This is a genomic window from Nocardia violaceofusca NBRC 14427, from assembly GCF_963869435.1.
In the GTDB taxonomy this organism is placed as follows: domain Bacteria; phylum Actinomycetota; class Actinomycetes; order Mycobacteriales; family Mycobacteriaceae; genus Nocardia; species Nocardia aobensis.
This window is the reverse complement of record NZ_CAWMPM010000007.1, coordinates 99,230-118,719: the sequence shown is the minus strand read 5'-3', so window position 1 is coordinate 118,719 and position 19,490 is coordinate 99,230. Positions and strand designations below refer to the sequence as shown.

The following is a 19,490-nucleotide window of genomic DNA, read 5'->3' as shown; positions in this document are numbered from 1 at the left end:
AGTGAGGGTTCCGGTGCCGTCGGCAGCCGCACATCCGGCATGCCTTCGATCAGATCCGTGAGTTTGGGCAACCGGGCCCGGCGTTCCCGCAGCGGCGCCATCAATTCGCGATGCCGCTGTGCCAGGTTCTTCGATGCCTGCTGGGCCGCCTCGGTCACCGCCCGCGCGATCTCGGAATAACTCAGATCCTCGATCCCGGCGCCGAATTTGGTCTCGATGACGGTCCCGTCGGCATTCACGCTGACCGTGACCCGGTTCTTGCGCACCGACGCGGTACCGGTCAATTCCGCACGGTCACGCTGAATTTCGGCGATCACCCGCAGTTGCTGTTGCGCCTCGCCGATGATTCCCGCCAGCTCGGCCTTCATATGCTCGTTCGTCATGGGCGCTCGATCCGCGGCCGCTCGATCACTGGAAGCCGTAGGTGTTGCCGTGCTCCATGGTCTCCAGATAGGTGGCGCTGTCGTTCTGGCCGTCGGAGAACTTCTGGAAGGCGGTGGAGAAGTTCCGTGCGCCGGTGACCATGTTGTCGTGCGCGGCGAGGTAGCCGTCGCCACTGCCGGTGCCCGCGAACTGCTTGCCCAGACTGTCGTCCCCCCAGCAGTTTCCGTAGGCGGTGGTCTTGCCCTGCAATCTCGTCAGCACCTGCTCGATGTGGTCGCGCACATCCTGCGTCCTGCCGGCGGCCGTGCGGAGTTTCGCCACCTCGACCTCGATCTCGTCCGCCATCGTCCGTCCCTCCATCGCACTGCCGGCCGGCGCCCGTCGACGCTGGACTTCGACGATGGCAGTCGCGGGAAAATCGTCAGTGGCGCCGACGTGAACACCCGGTGGCCGGTCCCGGAAGCCACCACGAAACCCGTCTCCGCGGCCGGTATCCGATGATGGAGGGCATGCGAATCCTGGTACAGCGCGTCAGCTCGGCCCGGGTCACGGTCGACGACGAGGTGGTGGGACAGATCGACCCGCCCGCGATGGGAGTGCCGCACGGCCTGCTCGCACTCGTGGGTGTCACCGGCACCGACACCGCCGCGCTCGCGAAAACTATGGCGGACAAGCTCTTTCGTCTGCGGATTCTGGACGGTGAGCGCTCGGCCGCCGATCTCGGCGCACCGATTCTGGTGGTCAGCCAGTTCACCCTTTACGCCGACACGGCGAAGGGCCGCCGGCCCTCCTGGTCGGCCGCGGCGCCCGGATCGGTCGCCGAACCGCTGGTCGACGAATTCGCCGCCGCACTGCGCGACCTCGGCGCCACCGTCGCGACCGGCCGTTTCGGCGCGCACATGCAGGTGTCGCTGGTGAACGACGGGCCGGTCACGCTGCTGCTCGAGGCGTGAGCGGCGCGCTCACTCGTCCACCTCCTGATAGTCGTTCATCCGCTGCACGATGTGTTCGGCCTCGGTATCGATCCAGTCGATCAGCCCCGCCGAACCCATCCCGACGGCTACCGGCGCCGGTTCCTCCAGCGGAATCACGTAGCGGCCGTCGGCGGGCAGATCCCGCCACAGCCGGGCGACCGAGATGCGTCCGCGCGGACCGAATTTCGATCTGCCCTGCGTCAATCGGACGGTGCCGGTGTGAGTCGCGGGAATGTCGAAGAAGGCCGCGCTGGTGAGGCCGCGGTAATCGTCATCGTCGTCGGCGACCATGGAACCGCCGCCCGAGGTCCGGCCCGCGCTCTCGCCGATCTCGATCTCGATCGGCCCACGCCGTCCCGGTTCGGCAGCCGGCAGCAGACCGACGACCGTCTCACCGAGCGCCCGCGGATCACAGGCGGTAATGGTGAAACCTTCGGCATGTTTGAGGGTTTCACCCGGCAACTGGACGACCACGAACCCACGGGAACCGAGCCGCCCGGCGTAGAAGCGCACCCGCTTGGCCGGATTGTCGAAATCCGAGTCCTCCCATGCCTCCCCGCCGACCAACACCTCCGGCAGCACCATGGTGTCCACGATCGCTTCGAAGGCGCTGTCGCCGCGGTTCTCCAATTCCGCTCGGGTGCGGCGCCATTCGCGTTCGTACTCGTCCAGATACGGAATGCGGCTGGTGATGCTGAACATCGACGGCACCAGACCGAAGAATCGGGTGTCGCACAACACCTTGAATTCCAGGTCCGTCAGAGTCCACCTGTTCACATGTCCTCGTTCATGGTTCGATCACCGGCTTGACCCGGAACGGGGTGTCGCCCATCGCGTCGTCCAGCCAGTCCGTGGAGGTCAGATACTTCGGCCGCCGGTGCTGGCCCTGCGGTCCGGAATTGCCCGCGCTCGAGGCCGGGGTCCCCGCCATACCGGGCTGACCGGGTTGTCCGGGCTGGCCGGCCTGCTGGTCGTACGAATCGTGCTGCCCCGCACCGTAGGAGGAGACGTCCGCCGGCAGCGATGCGCGCGGGAACTTGTCCGGTTGCCGCGGTTGGTCGAGTTGCCGGGGCGACGTCGCATCGTCGGGCCCGGTACCGTCGCCGAGTCCACCGCCTGCTCCCCCGCCGGTATCGGCGCCGCCACCACCGGCGCTGTCGCCTCCGCCACCGGGGTCCAGCTGTGCCGCGATATCCGACAGTCCCTCCATCCCCGGCGTGTGGCTGAGGTCGCGCAGCCGTTCCGCCAGCGAGTGCAGCGGATCGGTGGCGCCCGCGACCGACACCAACTGGTCCAGACCGGGGATACCGGCCAGGAGATGACTCAGATCCGGATTGCTCGCCAGCAACTGGTCGAATCCGGGAATGCCGGACAGCAGTTGCCCTAGGCCGGTCAGGCTGTCGTGGGCGGTCTGCCCGAGCTGGTTCAGCGCCTGTTCGCCGCCCGAGAGCAGCGATTCGAGCGGGTTGGAGCTGCCCGCGGTTCCGCCGAGCAGCGATTCGAGCGGGTTCGTAGCACCTGTCTTACCGAGCAGCGATTCCAGCGGATTCGCACTTCCCGTCGTCGCGGAATCGCCGAAGGACGGCACCGTCTGCCCGAGGCTGTCGCCGGTCGTGCCGGTTCCGGCTTCCGTATTCTGTTCTCCCGCAAGCCCGGACAGGAGATCGTCGAGTGACGGCAGTTGCTGTTGGCCGTTCTTGGCCGCGCCGGCCCCGGATTGCTGCGTCTTGCCGAGATTCGACGGAATCGTCGACGAACCCGTCCCCGAGGTGGATCCGGTACCGGTCGACGAACCGGTGCCACTGCCGCTCGGACCCGAGTACGGCGTGCTGCTGGGACCGGAATTGCCGCCGGAGGATCCGCCGGTGTCACCGAGGCCGGCGGAATTGAGCAGGTCGCTCAGATTCGGGAGTTGCTGATTCGACTCGCCGCTACCCGGCATGCTGTCGTAGTTGCCCGGGATCTGCGAACTCTTGCTCGTCCTGCCGGAACCCGAACTCGCCCCGGATCCGCCGCCGTAGCCGCCGCCCGTGCCGCCTCCGTAACCCGAGCCGGTGTACTCGGAACCGCTGCCGTAGTCCGCGCCGCTGCCGTAGCCCTGGCCACTCCCATTGCCCTGGCCACTGCCATAGCCCTGGCCACTCCCATAGCCCTGGCCGCTGCCGTAACCCGAACCGGAACCACTGTCATAGCCCGAACCATTGTCGTAGCCGCCCCCGTAACCGGAGCCACTCCCCGAACCCGAACTGTGGGACCCCTCTTCGTATCCGGCCTCGTAGCCCTGCTCGTAGGCCGCTTGGAGCTGCTGCGATGTGGCGCCGCTGCCGGACCCACTGCCGAAACCGGAACCGCTGCCATACCCCGACCCACTGCCGTACCCGGATCCACTGCCGTAACCCGATCCGCTCCCGTAACCCGACCCACTGTCGTAGCCCGACCCGCTCCCGTACCCGGAACCGCTGTCGTAACCGGAACCACTTCCGTAACCCGAACCGCTTCCGTAGCCGGACCCGCTCCCGTAGCCGGATCCGCTGCCGTAACCCGAACCGCTTCCATAGCCCGAACCACTCCCGGACCCGCTACCGGAACCACTTCCGGACCCGCTGCCCGATCCCGAACCACTGCCCGAACCGGATCCACTGCCCGACGTGCTGCCACCGCCCGTCTGACCCGGAATGGCGATCGTCGGAATCGTCGAGATCGTCGATTTCATCGGATCCGCGTAGTACTTCTTGTAATTGGCGCGGTATTCGTCGGTGTGGTGATGTTTGCAGCCCGTCTTCTCCGGTTGTCCGGGAGTGGGCATCGACTTGCGGGTCGCCTCGAGCCAGTCGCTGGTGTACCGCAAACTCGCACCGGTCACCTTGATGGCGTCGATCAGATCCTGCGTACTGTCCTTGTAATTGCGCACGGCGGTCACCGCCGCGGCCGACGCGGCACCGGTCCAGCTGGCTTGCAACTTCGCGATCTGGTCCGCGTAGGTGGCCATATTGCTCGATATCAGTTTCGACATCGAATCCCAGAAACCGGACAGATCCATCGGCGGCTGCGCGTGAATCGTCTGGCCCAGCTGAATCATCTGGTCCCAGTCCAGGCTGTCCGGATTCTCGATGTTGATGGTGACCGAATCGGTCTTACCGCCGTAGCCCTGAATCGCCTCGGGGAAACTCGGCATCGACCAGCTGTCGTCGACGAAATCCTGATTGAGGTCGGCGACCAGGCTTCCCCCGTTCGAGGAGAGTTTGGGCGGCGTCACATTGCTGGTGACGTTCTTGGGTTTGGCGATCGTGTCGAAATTGAACGTCGAGTTGTGCTCGTGCGCGGCGAACGTCTTACCGGCGGCGACGAAGGTGTCGAACTGATCGCGAACCACATTCGCGTGCGTCATCAGCGAGTTGTACAGTGCCGCACCGTGATTGCTGTAGACACCGGCGAGATCGCGGCTGGACTGCAGAATACTGAAGGCGCCGACCTCGTGCGCGCGAGTGTCGTGGACCGATTGCGCCAATGCCTCCAGATTGGCGACCAGCTGCGCCGCGGCATCGGTGGCGGCCTTGATGTCCTTCGTATCGAATTGCAGCACACCGGAATTAGCCGCACCCAGAATCTGGGTCCACTCGGTGGTATCCGCATTCGGCAACGTCATGATCAGCCTCCGAGACCTTCGGTCGAACCTTGTTCGGCGGCTCTGAACTGGTCGGCGGCCGAACGCTCACCCTCGGCGAACTGGAACAGGGCATCGGCCATGCCGTAGCCGCCGTCGACCATATTGGCCCGCGTCGCCTTGTACCCCTTGTCACCGTCGGCGAACTTCTTGCCGGACTTGTCGTTTCCCCACGGCTGGTTGGTGGAGTCGTTCTCGATTCCGGTGAGCGTGTTGTGCAGGGTATCGATCACGCCCCGCACTTTGTGTGAGACGTCCTCGGGCAGGTCGGCGGCTCTGGTCAGCGCGTCGACATCCACCTCGATCTTCTCCGCCATTGTCAGTCCCTACCTGTGTGCCTACATCTGGAACGGCTTGTCGACATTCGGATCGCCCCCGCCCGGATCGTCGCCACCCGGACTGTCTGTGGCCGCCGCGCGCGGTACAGGTGGAGGTTCGGCCGCCTCCAGCCACGCTTGCTCGCCCGGCGCATCCGGAGCGTCGTAATGCGCCGGCATCGGACCGATCTCCGGCACCTTCTTCGGCCGCGACTTCGCGCGATAGTCCTTACCCGGCCCCAGCGGTCTCCCCGGATCCTGCGGCTCGGCCGGATCGGACGGTGGGGGCGGAGCTGGAGCCGGACGCGACGGAGTCATGTAGTTCGGATCGGACGGATCGCGGAACCCACCGCCGCCCTGACCACCGTCAACCGGCGGCGGCGGTGCGGGTCGCGACGGGATCATGTAGTTCGGGTCCGAGGGATCGCGGAAACCACCGCCACCTTGCCCACCATTCACCGGCGGGGCGGGGGCCGGACGCGACGGCGTCAGGTAATTCGGGTCCGACGGATCACGGAAACCACCCTGACCACCATTCACCGGCGGAGCAGGAGCGGGGCGCGAGGGAGTCATGTAATTCGGATCCGACGGGTCGCGGAAACCACCACCGACCTGCCCTCCGGTGGAGGAATTCGGCACGGGGGCAGACGGCGGGCCCGGTTGGGTGAACGGCCGGGAAAAGTTCGGCGGGCCACTCGGATGTTCCGTCGAATTCCCCACCGGCGCAGCGTGAATCGGTGCCGACGACGAGCTCACCGGCCCGCCCACCGACGCGCCCGGCTGCGTGAACGGCCGCGAGAAGTTCGGCGGATTATTCGAATTCCCCGTCGGCGCAGCGTTGATCGAGGGCGCCGGGCGAGAGCCGGGGGCCGCGTTCGCAGAGCTGCCGACCGGATGCGGCGCCGATCCGTCGCCACCGCCCACCGGCGGAGCGGGGGCCGGTCGCGAGGGCGTCAGATAGTTCGGATCCGACGGTGAGCGGAACCCACCGCCGCCCTGGCCACCGTTCACCGGCGGCTGCGGCGCCGGGCGCGACGGCGTCATGTAATTCGGATCCGACGGGTCACGGAAACCACCACCGCCCTGACCACTAGTCACCGGCGGAGCGGGCGCCGGACGCGACGGCGTCATGTAATTCGGATCCGACGGATCACGGAAACCACCACCACTATGCCCACCGTTCACCGGCGGTGCCGGAGCCGGACGCGACGGCACCATATAGTTCGGGTCCGACGGATCGCGAAAGCCACCTCCACCGTGCCCACCGTTCACCGGCGGAGCGGGCGCCGGGCGCGACGGCGTCATATAGTTCGGATCCGACGGATCACGGAAACCACCACCGTGCCCTCCGGACGTCCACTGGTGTTGACCACCGAACCCCGCTGAGCCCGAATGGTTTCCACCACCACCGGCCCCAGCCGCCTGGGTCGGCGGGGCGGGAGCCGGGCGCGACGGTGTCATGTAATTCGGATCCGACGGATCACGGAAACCACCACCCTGCTGATGATTTCCGCCCGTATTCGTCGTGGTGCCGGAGTGCGTCGTCGACGTCGATTCGGTCTGTCCCGGCACCGGCCGGGGCGTCAGCGGATTGTTGGTGGGTGGTGTCTTCGGCGGAGCCCACGGCGCTTTCGCATTCATCCACAGGTTGAATCGCGGGTCCCCCTCGGTATTGGTGGTCGTCTTCGTACCGAGGCCGCGCATACCGCCGACCATGCCACCGCGGGCCGCGCTACCGACCCACCCCTCCGGCCCCGCGAAGGCGCCCGCGATATCGCCGGTCACCGCGCCCGCGCCGATATTGCCGAAGATGTTGCCGAAGACACCGGCCGTGGCGCCGATGGTCGCCCCTTGCAGGAACATTCCCGACCGGAACGGCATATTGGTGATCGCGCCGCCGAATTTCTTGTCGAGATTTCCGATCCCGAACCCCATGTAGCGGCCGAGTTCGCGACTGGGAATGGTGCTCAGCGCCGACGCCGCCCAAGAGGCGCCGAATTCCTTCCAGTTGAATCCGTGCCGTTTGCCGTCCGCGATCTGCGCGCCCTGCACGATCGCGTTGGTGACCGGCGCCCAGAGCGCGCCCTCGCCGAATTTCAGCGTGTAGACGCCCATGCCCTTGGCGGTGGGCAGAATCGTCTTGGCCTTGTACTTCCAGGTCTGCCCCTTCATCCCCTTCCAGGTATCGGCCGAGAGTATGTGTTTGAACCAGTACCGGGAGGCCCCGTTGAGTTCGCCGCGGGTCGCGAATCCCAGTTTGGCCCAGGCCCGTTCGAGTGCGTTCTGCAGTGCGTCGGCGATGAACTTCACGATCGATCGGGTGGTGCCGATCGCGGCCGCCTCCACCGCCGGTGCGGTCGGCGGGAACAGCCATGCCCAGGCGATCTCGACCAGCAGAATGCACAGCGAGACAATGATGTTGATCTTCGCCGACTGCAGTTCGGTACCGACGTCGAAGGTCGAATCGCCGATGGTCTTGAACGATTCGGCCAGCGTCGCGAGCGACTGGTCCCCCTGCAGGAAGACGTCGAACAGCTTGCCGATCTGATCGGCGGCATCACCCGCCGGAAAGGCCGCCATCGCCGCGGTTTTCGCGCTCTCGATGCCGGGGACCTGCGCCGCGAGATCCTTGGACGCCTGCTCCCAGGCCCGCGACACCGCCCACATCTTGTCTTCGTCACCGTCGGGCCAGCTCGCACCGGCAACCCAGGCGATCGGACGTACGGGCGGGGGCAGGTACAGGCTCACGGCGGATCAGTCCTCGTCGGACACCATCGAGCGGTGCGCGCTACCGTCCATCGGATGCGCGGGCGGGACGTCGCGATAATCCTCGACCCTGGTCGGCGTCGGTGGCGCGGTGGGCATCATCTGCCCGAGATCCGGTGCGCCCTCGACGAATTCCGACAGTTTGGGCAACTGCAGTTTGCGTTCACGCAGCGGCTGCATCAGTTCGGCACCCAGGCGCAGCACCTCGGCCGCGGCCTGCTGCACCGCCGCGGTCATCCCGGCGGCGATCTCGTCGTAGGTCAGATCCGCGATATCGTCGGCGAACTTCGTGTCGATCAGCAGTCCGTCGGCATTGACCGTCACCTGAATTCGCTGCTCACAGGTGCTCGCCGTGGCCGTCAGGCGGGAGCGTCGCAACTGGATCTCCGCGATCCCGCGCAGTTGCTCGTCGAGCCCCTCGAGCACCGTCATCATGTCGGCATGGAGCCGTTCGTTGACCACTGCCACCTCCACCGTCGACGCGCGCAGTAGCAACAACAGCACACCAGATTGAATATCCGGTGGCGCCCAAGGAAATTCAGCGTCGACTACCGCCGTGCACCCGGGACAGATGGGTGGCCGGCGCCTCGAAGATCAGGAAGTTCGGAATATCGCTCACCAGCGCCGAGGTCAGCGCGAACCAGCGTCCGGCGACGTCGACGCTGAGCCGGCCGTCGGAGATCGACACCTGATTCACCTGCGTCCACGGCGCAGACTTGCGCGGCGAGCCGACCTCGTACCACGTCATCCACAGCTCGCCGAACACGAGCCGATGTCCCGCCTGCAGGGCCGCCGGCGCCTGCGGCAGCTGAGCGTCGGTGACGGCCCGCTGAATCGCCGGGCCCCACTGCTGCGGATCCGATATGCCGTCGCCGACAACGAAATTCGTACCGGCGAGATCGGTGAGGGTGTAGGCGTAGGTGGTGCCGATGTGATGACCGTCGCGCATATGCCCGAATCAGCTCGAACGACCCGGCGCGACCGGCACCGCTGTGGCACACCCGCAGCGCCTCGCCGCACCGCTTGTGAGATGTCCAATGCGCACACCGGAACCGATCGATCGCACCGGCCCGCGAGTTAGGTTCACGACCAGCAGATATTCATCGACACGTGCGGTCACGACACCGTACGCCGACTGAGAGGAGGGCCCGTGACCGAACGCAGTATCGCCATGAACCCCGGAATGCACGAGGTTCTCGACTACTTCGGCAAATGTCCCGAATGCGGTTATCCCGCACGGGCTTCGGCCGATGTCGCCGGGGCGCCCACCGTCGTCGCCAGCTGCGACCGCCCGTGTGGCTGGACGGGCGTGGTACCACTCACCACCATGACCGGGCGCACGGCGTAACAGTCCGCCGACAGCACGACGCACCCGCGCCGACGAGGCCACGGGTGCGTCGCGAAACGAATTATTCGGGGCGAACCGTCAGGATCCGCGGACCGTCCTCGGTGACCGCCACAGTGTGCTCCCAGTGCGCGGCGCGACTGCCGTCGGTGGTGACGACGGTCCAATCATCTTCCAGCACAGTGGTTTCCGTGGTGCCGAGGGTCAACATCGGCTCGATGGCCAGCACCGAACCGACCACCAGTTTCGGACCGCGTCCGGGTGCACCCTCGTTGGCGAGGAACGGATCCATATGCATCTGACGGCCGATGCCGTGTCCGCCGTAGCCGTCGACGATGCCGTAGGCGCGGCCGTGTTCCTTCTCCGCGGCGCGCGTGCCCAGCTCGATCGCGTGCGAGACGTCGGTCAGGCGGTTGCCCGGCAGCATGGCCGCGATACCGGCGTCCATCGACAGCCTAGTGGCCTCGCTGAGCAGCCGGTCGGCCTCGATGACCTCGCCGATGCCGAACGTCCACGCCGAATCGCCGTGCCAGCCCTCGAGAATCGCACCGCAGTCGATGGAGACCAGATCGCCCTCGGCGAGCACCTCGTCCTTCGACGGAATCCCGTGCACCACACGGTCGTTCACCGAGGAGCAGATCGATCCCGGGAAACCGTGATAGCCCTTGAAGGACGGGACGGCGCCCGCTTCCCGGATGGTCTGCTCGGCGACCTCGTCCAATTCCAAGGTCGAGACCCCGGGCTTGGCGGCGGCGCGCACGGCGACCAGCGCGCGGCCGACGATCGCGCCGGCCGCGGCCATGGCATCGAGCTCACCGGCGGTGCGGAACGGCACCACCTTCTTCTGCTTGAGGCCGAAAACCATTCGCCTCAGCGACCCAGGGCTCGGAGGGCGCGCGTGTTGACCTCGGTGATCTCGCCGACGCCGTCGACGGCCACCACGAGACCGTCGTAGTGCTCGAGCAGCGGCTCGGTTTCCTCGCGGTACACGTTCATCCGGTTCCGGATGATCGTCTCGTTGTCGTCGCTGCGTCCGCTGGTGCGGCCGCGCTCGACCAGACGCTCGACGAGCGTCTCCTCCGGGACCTCGAAACTCAGCACCGCGTCCAGCGCGTGGCCGGACTCCTTGAGCATCTTCTCCAGGGCCTCGGCCTGGTCGACGGTGCGCGGGTAACCGTCGAGCACGAAACCGTTGACGGCGTCGGGCTCGGCGATGCGCGACTCCACCATGCGGTTGGTCACATCACTGGGCACCAGATTGCCCGCGTCGAGGTACTTCTGCGCCTCGCGACCCAGCGGGGTCTGCTGGGAGATGTTCGCACGGAACAAATTCCCCGTGGAGATGTGCGGAACACCCAGCTTGTCCGACAGCAATTCGGCCTGTGTTCCTTTACCGGCACCCGGCGGTCCGAGCAGTACGAGTCTCACTTGAGGAACCCTTCGTAATTTCTGTTCATCAGTTGGCTCTCGATCTGTTTGACCGTATCGAGGCCGACGCTCACGACGATCAGCACCGACGTGCCGCCGAACGGCAGGAAGTTCGAACCGCCACCGCCGGCACCGATGTGCAACAGCAGGTTGGGCAGTACGGCAACAGCACCGAGGTAGATCGAACCGGGGAGGGTGATTCGGCTCAGTACATAGTTCAGATAGTCGGCGGTCGGCTTACCCGGACGGTAACCGGGGATGAAGCCACCGAACTTCTTCATCTCGTCCGCGCGTTCCTCCGGGTTGAAGGTGATCGCGACGTAGAAGTAGGTGAAGAACACGATCAACGCGAAGTAGATCAGGACGTAGACCGGATTACCCGGGTTCACCAGATACTTCTGGATGATCTTCTGCCACCAGCCGTCGGAGTTGGACGACTGGGTCAGCTGGGCGACCAGATTCGGCAGGTACAGCAGCGAGGACGCGAAGATCACCGGGATCACACCCGCCTGGTTGACCTTCAGGGGTAGGTAGGTCGACGATCCGCCGTACATCTTGCGGCCGACCACGCGCTTGGCGTACTGCACCGGTATTCGGCGCTGGCCCTGTTCGACGAAGATCACGCCGACGATCACCACGAAAGCGGCGACACACACCAGCCCGAAGATCAGGCCGCCCTTGCTGTCGAGGATCTGCTTGCCCTCGGACGGGATACGGGCGGCGATACCGGCGAAGATCAACAGCGACATACCGTTGCCGACACCGCGCTCGGTGATCTGCTCGCCGAACCACATCACCAACGCCGCGCCGGCCGTCATCACCAGCACGATGATGATCATGCCGAAGACGCTGGTGTCGGCCAGGATGTCCTGGGGGCAGCCGCGCAGCAGCTGACCGCGCGCGGCCAGGGCGACCAGACCCGTGGCCTGCAGAATCGCCAGCGCGATCGACAGATACCGCGTGTACTGCGTCATCTTGTTCTGGCCGGACTGGCCTTCTTTTCGCAGTTCCTCGAACCGCGGGATGACCACCGTCAGCAGCTGGATGATGATGCTCGCGGTGATGTAGGGCATGATCCCGATCGCGAACACCGACAGCTGCAGCAGCGCACCGCCGGAGAACAGATTGATCAGCTGGTAGATACCGGCATTGTCACCGCCGGAGACGACGTCGATGCAATGGCGGATCGCCTTGTAGTCGACGCCCGGCGACGGTAGCGAGGCGCCGACGCGGTACAGCGCGATCAGGCCCAGCGTGAAGAGAATCTTCCGCCGCAAGTCCGGGGTCCGGAAGGCCGACACGAAGGCGGAAAGCACAGATCCTCCTGGCTGACGACACGGGGGTCACGCCCACTTCCGTCACCTCGGCACATACCGGTGCCCTACAGGGCAGAGCCGGTCCTGTGCCACGACAACGGGGCAGACTGGTTGGCAGACAACACTTGAACTCTAACAGCGACGCCGGACGGGCTCTCACCCGTCCGGCGCCCCGACTGTATTACCAGTAACTGTCAGCCCAGTTCGGTGGCGGTACCACCGGCGGCGGTGATCTTCTCCTTGGCGGAGCCGGAGAACTTGTCGGCGGTGACCGTGACGGCCACACCGATCTCGCCCTCGCCGAGCACCTTCACCAACTGGTTCTTACGCACGGCACCGGCAGCGACGAGCTCGTCCTTGCCGATGGTGCCGCCCTGCGGGAACAGGCGCGCGATATCGCCGACGTTCACGACCTGGTACTCGACGCGGAACGGGTTGGTGAACCCCTTCAGCTTCGGCAGGCGCATGTGGATCGGCATCTGGCCGCCCTCGAAACGGGCCGGCACGTTCTTGCGAGCCTTCGTACCCTTGGTACCGCGACCGGCGGTCTTACCCTTGGAGCCTTCACCGCGACCCACACGGATCTTCTCGGTCTTGGCGCCCGGGGCGGGCCGCAGGTGGTGGAGCTTGATGGGGGTCATGCGGTTTCCTCCTCAACGGAAACGAGGTGGCGCACGACGTTGATCAGCCCGCGGTTCTGGGCGTTGTCCTCGCGGACCACGGTCTGGCGGATACCGCGCAGGCCGAGGGTGCGAAGCGACTCCCGCTGATTCTTCTTGGCGCCGATCGTGGACTTGATCTGGGTCACCTTGAGCTGTGCCATGTCAGACTCCCTGTCCGGCACGCGCACGCAGCATGCCCGCCGGGGCAACGTCCTCGATCGGCAGACCGCGGCGAGCGGCCACCTCCTCCGGACGCTGCAGCATCTTCAGGGCAGCGACGGTCGCGTGCACGACGTTGATGGCGTTGTCGCTACCGAGCGACTTGGCCAGGATGTCGTGGATACCGGCGCACTCCAGCACGGCACGCGCCGCACCACCGGCGATCACACCGGTACCGGGCGAGGCCGGACGCAGCATGACGACACCGGCGGCAGCTTCACCCTGCACCGGGTGCGTGATGGTGCTGCCGATCATCGGGACGCGGAAGAAGCCCTTGCGAGCCTCCTCGACACCCTTCTGGATGGCCGCGGGAACTTCCTTGGCCTTGCCGTATCCGACACCGACCAGGCCGTTGCCGTCGCCCACGATCACCAGGGCGGTGAAGCTGAAGCGACGACCACCCTTCACGACCTTGGAGACGCGGTTGATCGCGACGACACGCTCGAGCTGGTTCTTCTCGGCGGCATTGTCGCGACGGTCACCGCCGCCGCGACGGTCGCGGCCACCGCCGCGCTGATCGCGCTCGTTGCTGTTCTGTCCGGCGGGTCCGCTGCCGCCGTCACGCCGCTGACGTCCCGGCATCAGACGTTCCTTCCGTTCAGGGTCATTCGGTCCATGAGTTGAATCTGCATCAGAACTTCAACCCACCTTCGCGCGCGGCATCCGCGAGCGCGGCGATGCGGCCGTGGTAGTCGTGGCCACCGCGGTCGAACACCACGGCCTCCACACCGGCAGCCTTCGCGCGGGCGGCCAGCAGCTCGCCGACCTTCTTGCCCTTCGCGGACTTGTCACCGTCGAGCGCGCGCACATCGGCCTCGATCGAGGACGCCGAGGCGACGGTCTTACCGACGGAGTCGTCGATCACCTGGGCGTGCAGGTGCCGCGAGGAGCGGAACACGACCAGACGCGGACGCTCGGCGGTGCCGAGGACCTTCTTGCGCAGACGGAAGTGCCGACGGGTCTTCGACACCCGGCGACGAGTCGACGCATCCTTGCCGACCGGCTTGCGGGCGGCTTTCTGAGCTTCAGTTTGTGCCATGGCTTACTTACCCGTCTTTCCGACCTTGCGGCGAACGACCTCACCGGCGTAGCGGATGCCCTTGCCCTTGTACGGGTCGGGCTTGCGCAGGCCGTGGATCACTGCGGCGATCTGGCCGACCTTCTGCTTGTCGATGCCGGACACCGAGAACTTGGTGGGGGCCTCGACCTGGAAGGTGATGCCCTCGGGGGCCTCGATCGGAACCGGGTGGCTGTAGCCGAGGGCGAACTCGAGGTTCGAACCCTTCTGCTGCACGCGGTAACCGACGCCGAAGATTTCCATCTTCTTCTCGTAGCCCTGGGTCACGCCGACGATCATGTTGTTGATCAGGGTGCGGCTCAGGCCGTGCAGCGAGCGGTTGCGGCGCTCGTCGTCCGGACGGCCCACCTCCAGCTCACCGTTCTCGGCCTTGGTGACGGTGATCGGCTCGGCGACGGTGTGCGACAGGGTGCCCTTGGGACCCTTCACCGACACCTGCTGGCCGTCGATGGTCACCTCGACGCCGGCGGGAATCGAGATCGGCTTCTTACCGATACGCGACATTGTTCCTACCTCCCTTACCAGACGTAGGCGAGGACTTCGCCGCCCACGCCCTGCTGCTTGGCCTGACGGTCGGTGAGCAGGCCCTTCGACGTGGAGATAATCGCCACGCCCAGACCGCCCAGCACCTTGGGCAGGTTGGTGGATTTCGCGTACACCCGCAGACCCGGCTTCGAGACGCGGCGCACACCCTGCAGGCTGCGCTCCCGGCTCTGGCCGTACTTCAGGTCGACGATCAGGGTCTGGCCGACGGGCGCATCCTCGGTGCGGTAGTCGGCGATGTAGCCCTCGCGCTTGAGGATCTCGGCGATGTTCGCCTTGAGCTTCGAGTGCGGAGCCTTCACCTGATCGTGGTACGCCGAGTTGGCGTTGCGCAGACGGGTCAGAAAGTCTGCGATCGGATCAGTCATGGTCATGTGTTGACCGTTACCTTTCTCGCCGCGGTTCCCATACAGCACCGTCACGCGGGGCGGTCGTGGGCCTACGACAATTTCGGCTGGTCCGGCCGACACCTTTGCCGACCGGATTCGGAATGCTGTCACCCGGAGCAATGCGCACGCATATGGGCACGAGGGTGCCCGAGCAACCGGTCTAGTGTAGGCGAGCGGTATGAGCGGGCAAAATCGGGTAGCGATCAGACCTCGAGATCCGCTTCGATCGCCTTCAGCCGATGCCGGGCCAGGGCGAGATTCGCCCGTCCGCGATCCAGGGCGAGATACAGGAACAGCCCTTTGGACGTGCGGCCGGCCATGGGGCGTGGCAACGCGCCCCGGAACCGAATTTCGTCCGAGGTTTGCACGATCAGTTCGGGATCACAGGACTGCGGCCGTGGCAGTGGCGACTTCCGACAGCAGCCGCAAGAAAGGGTACGGACTCGGCCGAGTCCGTACCCTTTCTCGATTCGATTGTCGCGCTCAGCGCGGGCGCTGCCTCAGCAGCGCGAGCTCACCAGGAGCTCTTGTGCACGCCCGGCAGCTCGCCGCGGTGCGCCATCTCACGGACGCAGACGCGGCACAGGCCGAACTTGCGGTAGACCGCGCGGGGGCGGCCGCAACGCTGGCAGCGGGTGTAGCCACGAACGGCGAACTTCGGCTTCGCGGCGGCTTTGTTGACGAGAGCTTTCTTAGCCATGTGCTCAGTTCTCCTTGAACGGGAAGCCGAGGTGCTTGAGCAGGGCGCGGCCCTCCTCATCGTTGGTCGCGGTGGTCACGACCGTGATGTCCATACCGCGCGGACGGTCGATGGAGTCCACGTCGATCTCGTGGAACATCGACTGCTCGCTCAGGCCGAACGTGTAGTTGCCGTTGCCGTCGAACTGCTTCGGCGACAGGCCGCGGAAGTCGCGGATACGGGGCAGCGCGATGGACACCAGGCGGTCCAGGAACTCCCACATGCGGTCGCCGCGCAGCGTGACGCGCGCACCGATCGGCATACCCTCACGCAGCTTGAACTGCGCGATGGACTTGCGGGCCTTGCGGATCTCCGGCTTCTGACCGGTGATCAGGGCCAGGTCGTTGACGGCGCCGTTGATCAGCTTGGCGTCGCGGGCGGCGTCACCGACACCCATGTTGACGACGACCTTCACCACGCCGGGGATCTGCATCACGTTGGCGTAGTTGAACTCGTTGTTCAGCGCGTCCTTGATCTCCGCGCGGTAGCGCAGCTTGAGACGAGGCTGAATGTTCTCTGCGGTGGTCATGCTCAGATGTCCTTCCCGTTGCGACGGGAGATGCGCACCCGCTTGCCGTTCTCGTCGGTGCGGTAACCCACCCGGGTCGGCTTGCCGTCGGAGTCGACAACCATCACGTTGGACACGTGGATGGGCGCCTCCTGGGTCACGATGCCGCCGGAGCTGGCGCCGCGCTGGTTCGCGGAGTTCGCGACGTGCTTCTTGATCCGGTTCACGCCCTCGACCAGGACCTTGTCGGTCGCCGGGTAGGCCTGGATGACCTTGCCCTTGGCGCCCTTGTCCTTACCCGAGACGACGATCACGGTGTCGCCCTTGTGCACCTTCATGTCAGAGCACCTCCGGGGCCAGCGAAACGATCTTCATGAACCGCTTGTCACGCAGCTCGCGGCCGACGGGGCCGAAGATGCGGGTGCCACGCGGATCGTTGTCCGCCTTGATCAGCACCGCGGCGTTCTCGTCGAACTTGATGTACGAACCATCCGGACGACGACGCTCCTTGACGGTGCGCACGACGACCGCCTTGACGACATCACCCTTCTTGACGTTGCCGCCGGGGATGGCGTCCTTGACGGTGGCGACGATGACGTCGCCGATACCGGCATAGCGACGCGACGACCCGCCGAGCACGCGGATGCACAGAATCTCCTTGGCACCCGTGTTGTCGGCGACGCGCAGTCGCGACTCCTGCTGAATCACTTCAGCTCCTCCTAGACCTGGACGTAATGCACGCCGGATTGCCGACCCGACGGGCATGGTCAGTTGCCCTTCGACGGACCTTGACGGCCCGCTCCCGCACCGTAGCGGGGCAGCGCCTGCCAGCGGTTTTACACGATCGGGAAGATCAACCACTGTGGGTTCGCGGCCGAAGTGCGGGCACAATGCCCGCAGGCAACCCGACAAGTGTAGCGAAGCCGCAGGTCGCGCCCAAATCAGGGGCGAGCGGGGCATCGGGCGAGGCCGGCCGCCACGGGTGGCGGTCGAACTCAGCCGATACTCAGCAGGTTCGGTTAGCCTCTCACCGACGCGACCGGCCCCGCCTCCGGGTGGGACCGCGGTGTCGTCGCGCAGGTGCACGATGAAGTCGGGGAGAGGATTTTCTGTGACATCGTCCGGTCGCCAGGTCCGCCTGGGTCGCCGCTCGTTCCTGATCGCCCTCGGCGCGGTGCCGGTGGCCACCGCCCTGGTGGCGTGCAACAGCGACGACACGAAGCCCAAACCTCTCGCCGGCCCCGATCTGTCGGGCGTCGACCCCGCGGTGCGGCCGCAGGACGATCTGTACCGCAATATCAACGGCACCTGGCTGCGCACCTACCAGCTGCCGCCGGACAAGGTTTCCTACGGCACCTTCGCCGAGGTATCCGATCGGGTCGAGGGACAGCTGCGCGAGGTCATCGACGGGATCCACGATCCGAAGGACGGGTCGGAGGGCCAGCAGATCCGCGACCTCTACGACGCGCGGATGGATCTGGACACGCTCGAGAAGCTCGGCACCGCCCCGCTGCGACCGCTGTTCGCCCGGATCGACGGGGCGCAGAACAGGGCCGATCTCGCGAAGGTCATGGGTGCGCTGCCGCTGGGCGGCCTGATCGGACTCGGCGTGAGCATCGACCGCAAGAATTCGAACGCCTACATTCCGGCGGTGGGACAGTCCGGCCTCGGCATGAGCGAGCAGTACTACCGGAAACCCGAATTCGCGCAATACCTTTCGGCGTACCAGACGTTGCTGCACAAATTGGCGACCGGCGCCGGCCTCCCGGATCCGGATGGTGCGGCCGAACGCACCCTGGACCTGGAGAAGCGCATCGCCGCCGGTTACTGGGACAACGTTCGCACCCGCGACGCCGACGCCACCTACAACCTCATGGCGTGGAACGAGATGACCACGCTCGCACCGGGTTTCGACTGGGAGCCCTGGCTCGCCGGCAGCACCGACCGGCCCAAGGATCTGTTCGCGAAGATGGTCGTCGGCGAACCGTCGTTCGTCACCGCGGCGGGTCAGCTGTGGACCGAGGTGGATATCAACACCTGGCGGGAATGGCTGAAGCTCAGCCTGCTGCGCAAATACGCCAAGTACATGAACAAGGAACTCTCGGACGCGAATTTCGATTTCCTGAAGGCCACCAGCGGAATCGAGCAGCGCCCGGAGCTGTGGAAATCGGCGGTCGCGGTGGTCGACGCGAATCTCGGTGAGCAGCTGGGCAAGCTGTATGCGGCGAAATACTTTCCGCCGCAGGCCAAGACGCGGGCCAAGGAACTGGTCGACAATCTGCTCGCCGCCTACCGCGAGAACTTCCGCAACTCCTCGTGGATGTCGCCGCGAACCCGCGAGGCCGCGATCGCGAAACTGGACAAGATCACGGTCAAGATCGGCTATCCGGACAAGTGGGTGGACTATTCGAAGCTGAAGGTCACCCGCGGCCAACTGGTCGAATCCCTGCTCGCCATCGAGGCTTTCGAGGCGAAGCGGTCGATGGACAAGCTGGGGACGCCGGTGGACAAGGCCGAATGGGGCATGTCGCCGCAGACCGTCAACGCCTACTACGAGGCGACCTCCAATTCCATCAACTTCCCGGCCGCGATCCTGCAGGCCCCGTTCTTCGACACCGGCGCCGAACCGGCGGTGAACTACGGCGCGATCGGCGCGACCATCGGCCACGAGATCGGCCACGGCTTCGACGACCAGGGTTCGAAGTACAACGGCGACGGCAATCGCGAGGACTGGTGGACCCCGGAGGACCGGGCCGCGTTCGAGGCCAAGACCAAACAGTTGATCGATCAGTACAACGCGCTGGTGCCCGAGGGACTGCCGCCCAGCGATCACGTCAACGGTCAGCTGACCGTCGGCGAGAACCTCGCCGACCTGCGCGGACTGATGATCGCGCTGGCCGCCTTCCGCATCGAGGAAGCCAAGAGCGGCCGCAACGCCCCGGACTACACCCCGATGTTCCAGTCCTGGGGCCGCAATTGGCGCGAGAAGCAGACCCAGCAGTCGCTGGAACAGCAGGTCGCGACGGATCCGCACTCCCCCGGCGAATTCCGCTGCAACCAGGTGGTGCGCAACCTGCCGGAGTTCTACGCGAGCTTCGGCGTCCAGCCGTCGGACAAACTCTTCCTTCCCGAGGATCAGCGCGTCGCTCTGTGAGCTT

General features: G+C 65.9%; 24 protein-coding genes. 3 read left to right on the top strand and 21 right to left on the bottom strand.

Translation table 11 applies throughout. The annotated features are described in order from the left end of the window. Both AC5592_RS07940 and AC5592_RS07935 read right to left on the bottom strand, forming a co-directional pair. On the bottom strand, window positions 1-383 hold a 383-nt coding region (locus tag AC5592_RS07940), incomplete at its 3' end, for a YbaB/EbfC family nucleoid-associated protein (RefSeq protein WP_063063827.1). 25 nt (window positions 384-408) lie between these two features. After that, window positions 409-729, bottom strand: a complete 321-nt coding sequence (locus tag AC5592_RS07935) for a WXG100 family type VII secretion target (RefSeq protein WP_157121665.1) — start codon at window positions 727-729, stop codon at window positions 409-411. Window positions 730-893: 164 nt separating this feature from the next. Here AC5592_RS07935 and dtd point away from each other — a divergent pair, with 164 nt between their 5' ends. Next, window positions 894-1,337 carry a D-aminoacyl-tRNA deacylase gene (dtd, locus tag AC5592_RS07930; RefSeq protein ID WP_063063836.1) on the top strand — a complete coding sequence of 148 codons (444 nt, stop codon included), beginning with the start codon at window positions 894-896 and terminating at the stop codon, window positions 1,335-1,337. Window positions 1,338-1,346: 9 nt separating this feature from the next. On the opposite strand, the gene AC5592_RS07925 is transcribed toward dtd, so the two are convergent. From AC5592_RS07925 to AC5592_RS07900, 6 genes are read right to left on the bottom strand one after another with little or no spacing between them, the layout of a single operon-like run. Then, a complete protein-coding gene (locus AC5592_RS07925; RefSeq protein ID WP_063063826.1) occupies window positions 1,347-2,135 on the bottom strand; it encodes an ESX secretion-associated protein EspG in 789 nt (262 codons plus the stop codon). A gap of 10 nt (window positions 2,136-2,145) precedes the next feature. After that, on the bottom strand, window positions 2,146-5,004 hold the full coding sequence (locus AC5592_RS07920; protein WP_063063825.1) for a PPE domain-containing protein: 2,859 nt from the start codon (window positions 5,002-5,004) through the stop codon (window positions 2,146-2,148). Between the two features lie 2 nt (window positions 5,005-5,006). Next, window positions 5,007-5,339, bottom strand: coding sequence for a hypothetical protein (locus AC5592_RS07915; protein ID WP_036498223.1), 333 nt, complete (start codon window positions 5,337-5,339; stop codon window positions 5,007-5,009). Between the two features lie 21 nt (window positions 5,340-5,360). Further along, window positions 5,361-8,087: a WXG100-like domain-containing protein gene (locus AC5592_RS07910; protein ID WP_063063824.1), complete on the bottom strand. Its 2,727-nt coding sequence runs from the start codon at window positions 8,085-8,087 to the stop codon at window positions 5,361-5,363. Between the two features lie 6 nt (window positions 8,088-8,093). Continuing rightward, entirely contained in the window at window positions 8,094-8,609 is a 516-nt protein-coding gene (locus tag AC5592_RS07905) for a YbaB/EbfC family nucleoid-associated protein (protein ID WP_063063823.1), read from the bottom strand. A 34-nt stretch (window positions 8,610-8,643) separates the two neighbouring features. Further along, a complete protein-coding gene (locus AC5592_RS07900; protein ID WP_063063822.1) occupies window positions 8,644-9,054 on the bottom strand; it encodes a DUF6585 family protein in 411 nt (136 codons plus the stop codon). A 201-nt stretch (window positions 9,055-9,255) separates the two neighbouring features. Here AC5592_RS07900 and AC5592_RS07895 point away from each other — a divergent pair, with 201 nt between their 5' ends. Continuing rightward, on the top strand, window positions 9,256-9,453 hold the full coding sequence (locus AC5592_RS07895; RefSeq protein ID WP_063063821.1) for a hypothetical protein: 198 nt from the start codon (window positions 9,256-9,258) through the stop codon (window positions 9,451-9,453). 61 nt (window positions 9,454-9,514) lie between these two features. Here the strand turns inward: AC5592_RS07895 and map are convergent, their stop codons facing one another. The 13 genes from map to rplN all read right to left on the bottom strand — a co-directional run bounded on the left by map (window position 9,515) and on the right by rplN (window position 17,040). Then, window positions 9,515-10,315 carry a type I methionyl aminopeptidase gene (gene map, locus AC5592_RS07890; RefSeq protein WP_036498219.1) on the bottom strand — a complete coding sequence of 267 codons (801 nt, stop codon included), beginning with the start codon at window positions 10,313-10,315 and terminating at the stop codon, window positions 9,515-9,517. A 5-nt stretch (window positions 10,316-10,320) separates the two neighbouring features. Next, complete coding sequence (locus tag AC5592_RS07885) at window positions 10,321-10,878, bottom strand: adenylate kinase (RefSeq protein ID WP_036498218.1); 558 nt, start codon at window positions 10,876-10,878, stop codon at window positions 10,321-10,323. Next, the gene (gene secY, locus AC5592_RS07880; RefSeq protein WP_036498217.1) at window positions 10,875-12,194 is read right to left on the bottom strand and encodes a preprotein translocase subunit SecY; all 1,320 of its coding nucleotides are present in this window, start codon (window positions 12,192-12,194) and stop codon (window positions 10,875-10,877) included. The genes AC5592_RS07885 and secY overlap by 4 nt, the downstream gene beginning before the upstream one ends. Before the next feature lie 194 nt (window positions 12,195-12,388). Beyond that, window positions 12,389-12,835, bottom strand: a complete 447-nt coding sequence (gene rplO / locus AC5592_RS07875) for a 50S ribosomal protein L15 (protein WP_063063820.1) — start codon at window positions 12,833-12,835, stop codon at window positions 12,389-12,391. Then, window positions 12,832-13,017, bottom strand: coding sequence for a 50S ribosomal protein L30 (gene rpmD, locus AC5592_RS07870; RefSeq protein ID WP_030513404.1), 186 nt, complete (start codon window positions 13,015-13,017; stop codon window positions 12,832-12,834). The genes rplO and rpmD overlap by 4 nt, the downstream gene beginning before the upstream one ends. Window position 13,018: 1 nt before the next feature. Next, on the bottom strand, window positions 13,019-13,657 hold the full coding sequence (gene rpsE, locus AC5592_RS07865; protein WP_030513403.1) for a 30S ribosomal protein S5: 639 nt from the start codon (window positions 13,655-13,657) through the stop codon (window positions 13,019-13,021). 49 nt (window positions 13,658-13,706) lie between these two features. Next, window positions 13,707-14,114 carry a 50S ribosomal protein L18 gene (gene rplR / locus AC5592_RS07860; protein ID WP_036498216.1) on the bottom strand — a complete coding sequence of 136 codons (408 nt, stop codon included), beginning with the start codon at window positions 14,112-14,114 and terminating at the stop codon, window positions 13,707-13,709. A gap of 3 nt (window positions 14,115-14,117) precedes the next feature. Beyond that, complete coding sequence (gene rplF / locus AC5592_RS07855; RefSeq protein WP_036498215.1) at window positions 14,118-14,657, bottom strand: 50S ribosomal protein L6; 540 nt, start codon at window positions 14,655-14,657, stop codon at window positions 14,118-14,120. A 14-nt stretch (window positions 14,658-14,671) separates the two neighbouring features. Beyond that, window positions 14,672-15,070: a 30S ribosomal protein S8 gene (gene rpsH, locus AC5592_RS07850; protein WP_030513400.1), complete on the bottom strand. Its 399-nt coding sequence runs from the start codon at window positions 15,068-15,070 to the stop codon at window positions 14,672-14,674. Between the two features lie 529 nt (window positions 15,071-15,599). After that, the gene (locus tag AC5592_RS07845; protein WP_025347225.1) at window positions 15,600-15,785 is read right to left on the bottom strand and encodes a type Z 30S ribosomal protein S14; all 186 of its coding nucleotides are present in this window, start codon (window positions 15,783-15,785) and stop codon (window positions 15,600-15,602) included. Between the two features lie 4 nt (window positions 15,786-15,789). After that, entirely contained in the window at window positions 15,790-16,353 is a 564-nt protein-coding gene (gene rplE / locus AC5592_RS07840) for a 50S ribosomal protein L5 (RefSeq protein WP_036498214.1), read from the bottom strand. 2 nt (window positions 16,354-16,355) lie between these two features. Next, complete coding sequence (gene rplX, locus AC5592_RS07835) at window positions 16,356-16,670, bottom strand: 50S ribosomal protein L24 (RefSeq protein WP_036498213.1); 315 nt, start codon at window positions 16,668-16,670, stop codon at window positions 16,356-16,358. A gap of 1 nt (window position 16,671) precedes the next feature. Then, the gene (rplN, locus tag AC5592_RS07830; protein ID WP_030513395.1) at window positions 16,672-17,040 is read right to left on the bottom strand and encodes a 50S ribosomal protein L14; all 369 of its coding nucleotides are present in this window, start codon (window positions 17,038-17,040) and stop codon (window positions 16,672-16,674) included. A 403-nt stretch (window positions 17,041-17,443) separates the two neighbouring features. Here rplN and AC5592_RS07825 point away from each other — a divergent pair, with 403 nt between their 5' ends. After that, the gene (locus tag AC5592_RS07825) at window positions 17,444-19,486 is read left to right on the top strand and encodes a M13 family metallopeptidase (protein WP_371507143.1); all 2,043 of its coding nucleotides are present in this window, start codon (window positions 17,444-17,446) and stop codon (window positions 19,484-19,486) included. The last annotated feature ends 4 nt before the right edge of the window (window positions 19,487-19,490 follow it).

Coding starts and splice junctions, on each gene's coding strand:
- AC5592_RS07935 (WP_157121665.1), bottom strand. CDS start 729: ATGGCGGACGAGATCGAGGTCGAGGTGGCGAAACTCCGCACGGCCGCC.
- dtd (WP_063063836.1), top strand. CDS start 894: ATGCGAATCCTGGTACAGCGCGTCAGCTCGGCCCGGGTCACGGTCGAC.
- AC5592_RS07920 (WP_063063825.1), bottom strand. CDS start 5,004: ATGACGTTGCCGAATGCGGATACCACCGAGTGGACCCAGATTCTGGGT.
- AC5592_RS07915 (WP_036498223.1), bottom strand. CDS start 5,339: ATGGCGGAGAAGATCGAGGTGGATGTCGACGCGCTGACCAGAGCCGCC.
- AC5592_RS07900 (WP_063063822.1), bottom strand. CDS start 9,054: ATGCGCGACGGTCATCACATCGGCACCACCTACGCCTACACCCTCACC.
- map (WP_036498219.1), bottom strand. CDS start 10,315: ATGGTTTTCGGCCTCAAGCAGAAGAAGGTGGTGCCGTTCCGCACCGCC.
- rplO (WP_063063820.1), bottom strand. CDS start 12,835: ATGACCCCCATCAAGCTCCACCACCTGCGGCCCGCCCCGGGCGCCAAG.
- rpmD (WP_030513404.1), bottom strand. CDS start 13,017: ATGGCACAGCTCAAGGTGACCCAGATCAAGTCCACGATCGGCGCCAAG.
- rpsE (WP_030513403.1), bottom strand. CDS start 13,657: ATGCCGGGACGTCAGCGGCGTGACGGCGGCAGCGGACCCGCCGGACAG.
- rplR (WP_036498216.1), bottom strand. CDS start 14,114: ATGGCACAAACTGAAGCTCAGAAAGCCGCCCGCAAGCCGGTCGGCAAG.
- rplF (WP_036498215.1), bottom strand. CDS start 14,657: ATGTCGCGTATCGGTAAGAAGCCGATCTCGATTCCCGCCGGCGTCGAG.
- rpsH (WP_030513400.1), bottom strand. CDS start 15,070: ATGACCATGACTGATCCGATCGCAGACTTTCTGACCCGTCTGCGCAAC.
- AC5592_RS07845 (WP_025347225.1), bottom strand. CDS start 15,785: ATGGCTAAGAAAGCTCTCGTCAACAAAGCCGCCGCGAAGCCGAAGTTC.
- rplE (WP_036498214.1), bottom strand. CDS start 16,353: ATGACCACCGCAGAGAACATTCAGCCTCGTCTCAAGCTGCGCTACCGC.
- rplX (WP_036498213.1), bottom strand. CDS start 16,670: ATGAAGGTGCACAAGGGCGACACCGTGATCGTCGTCTCGGGTAAGGAC.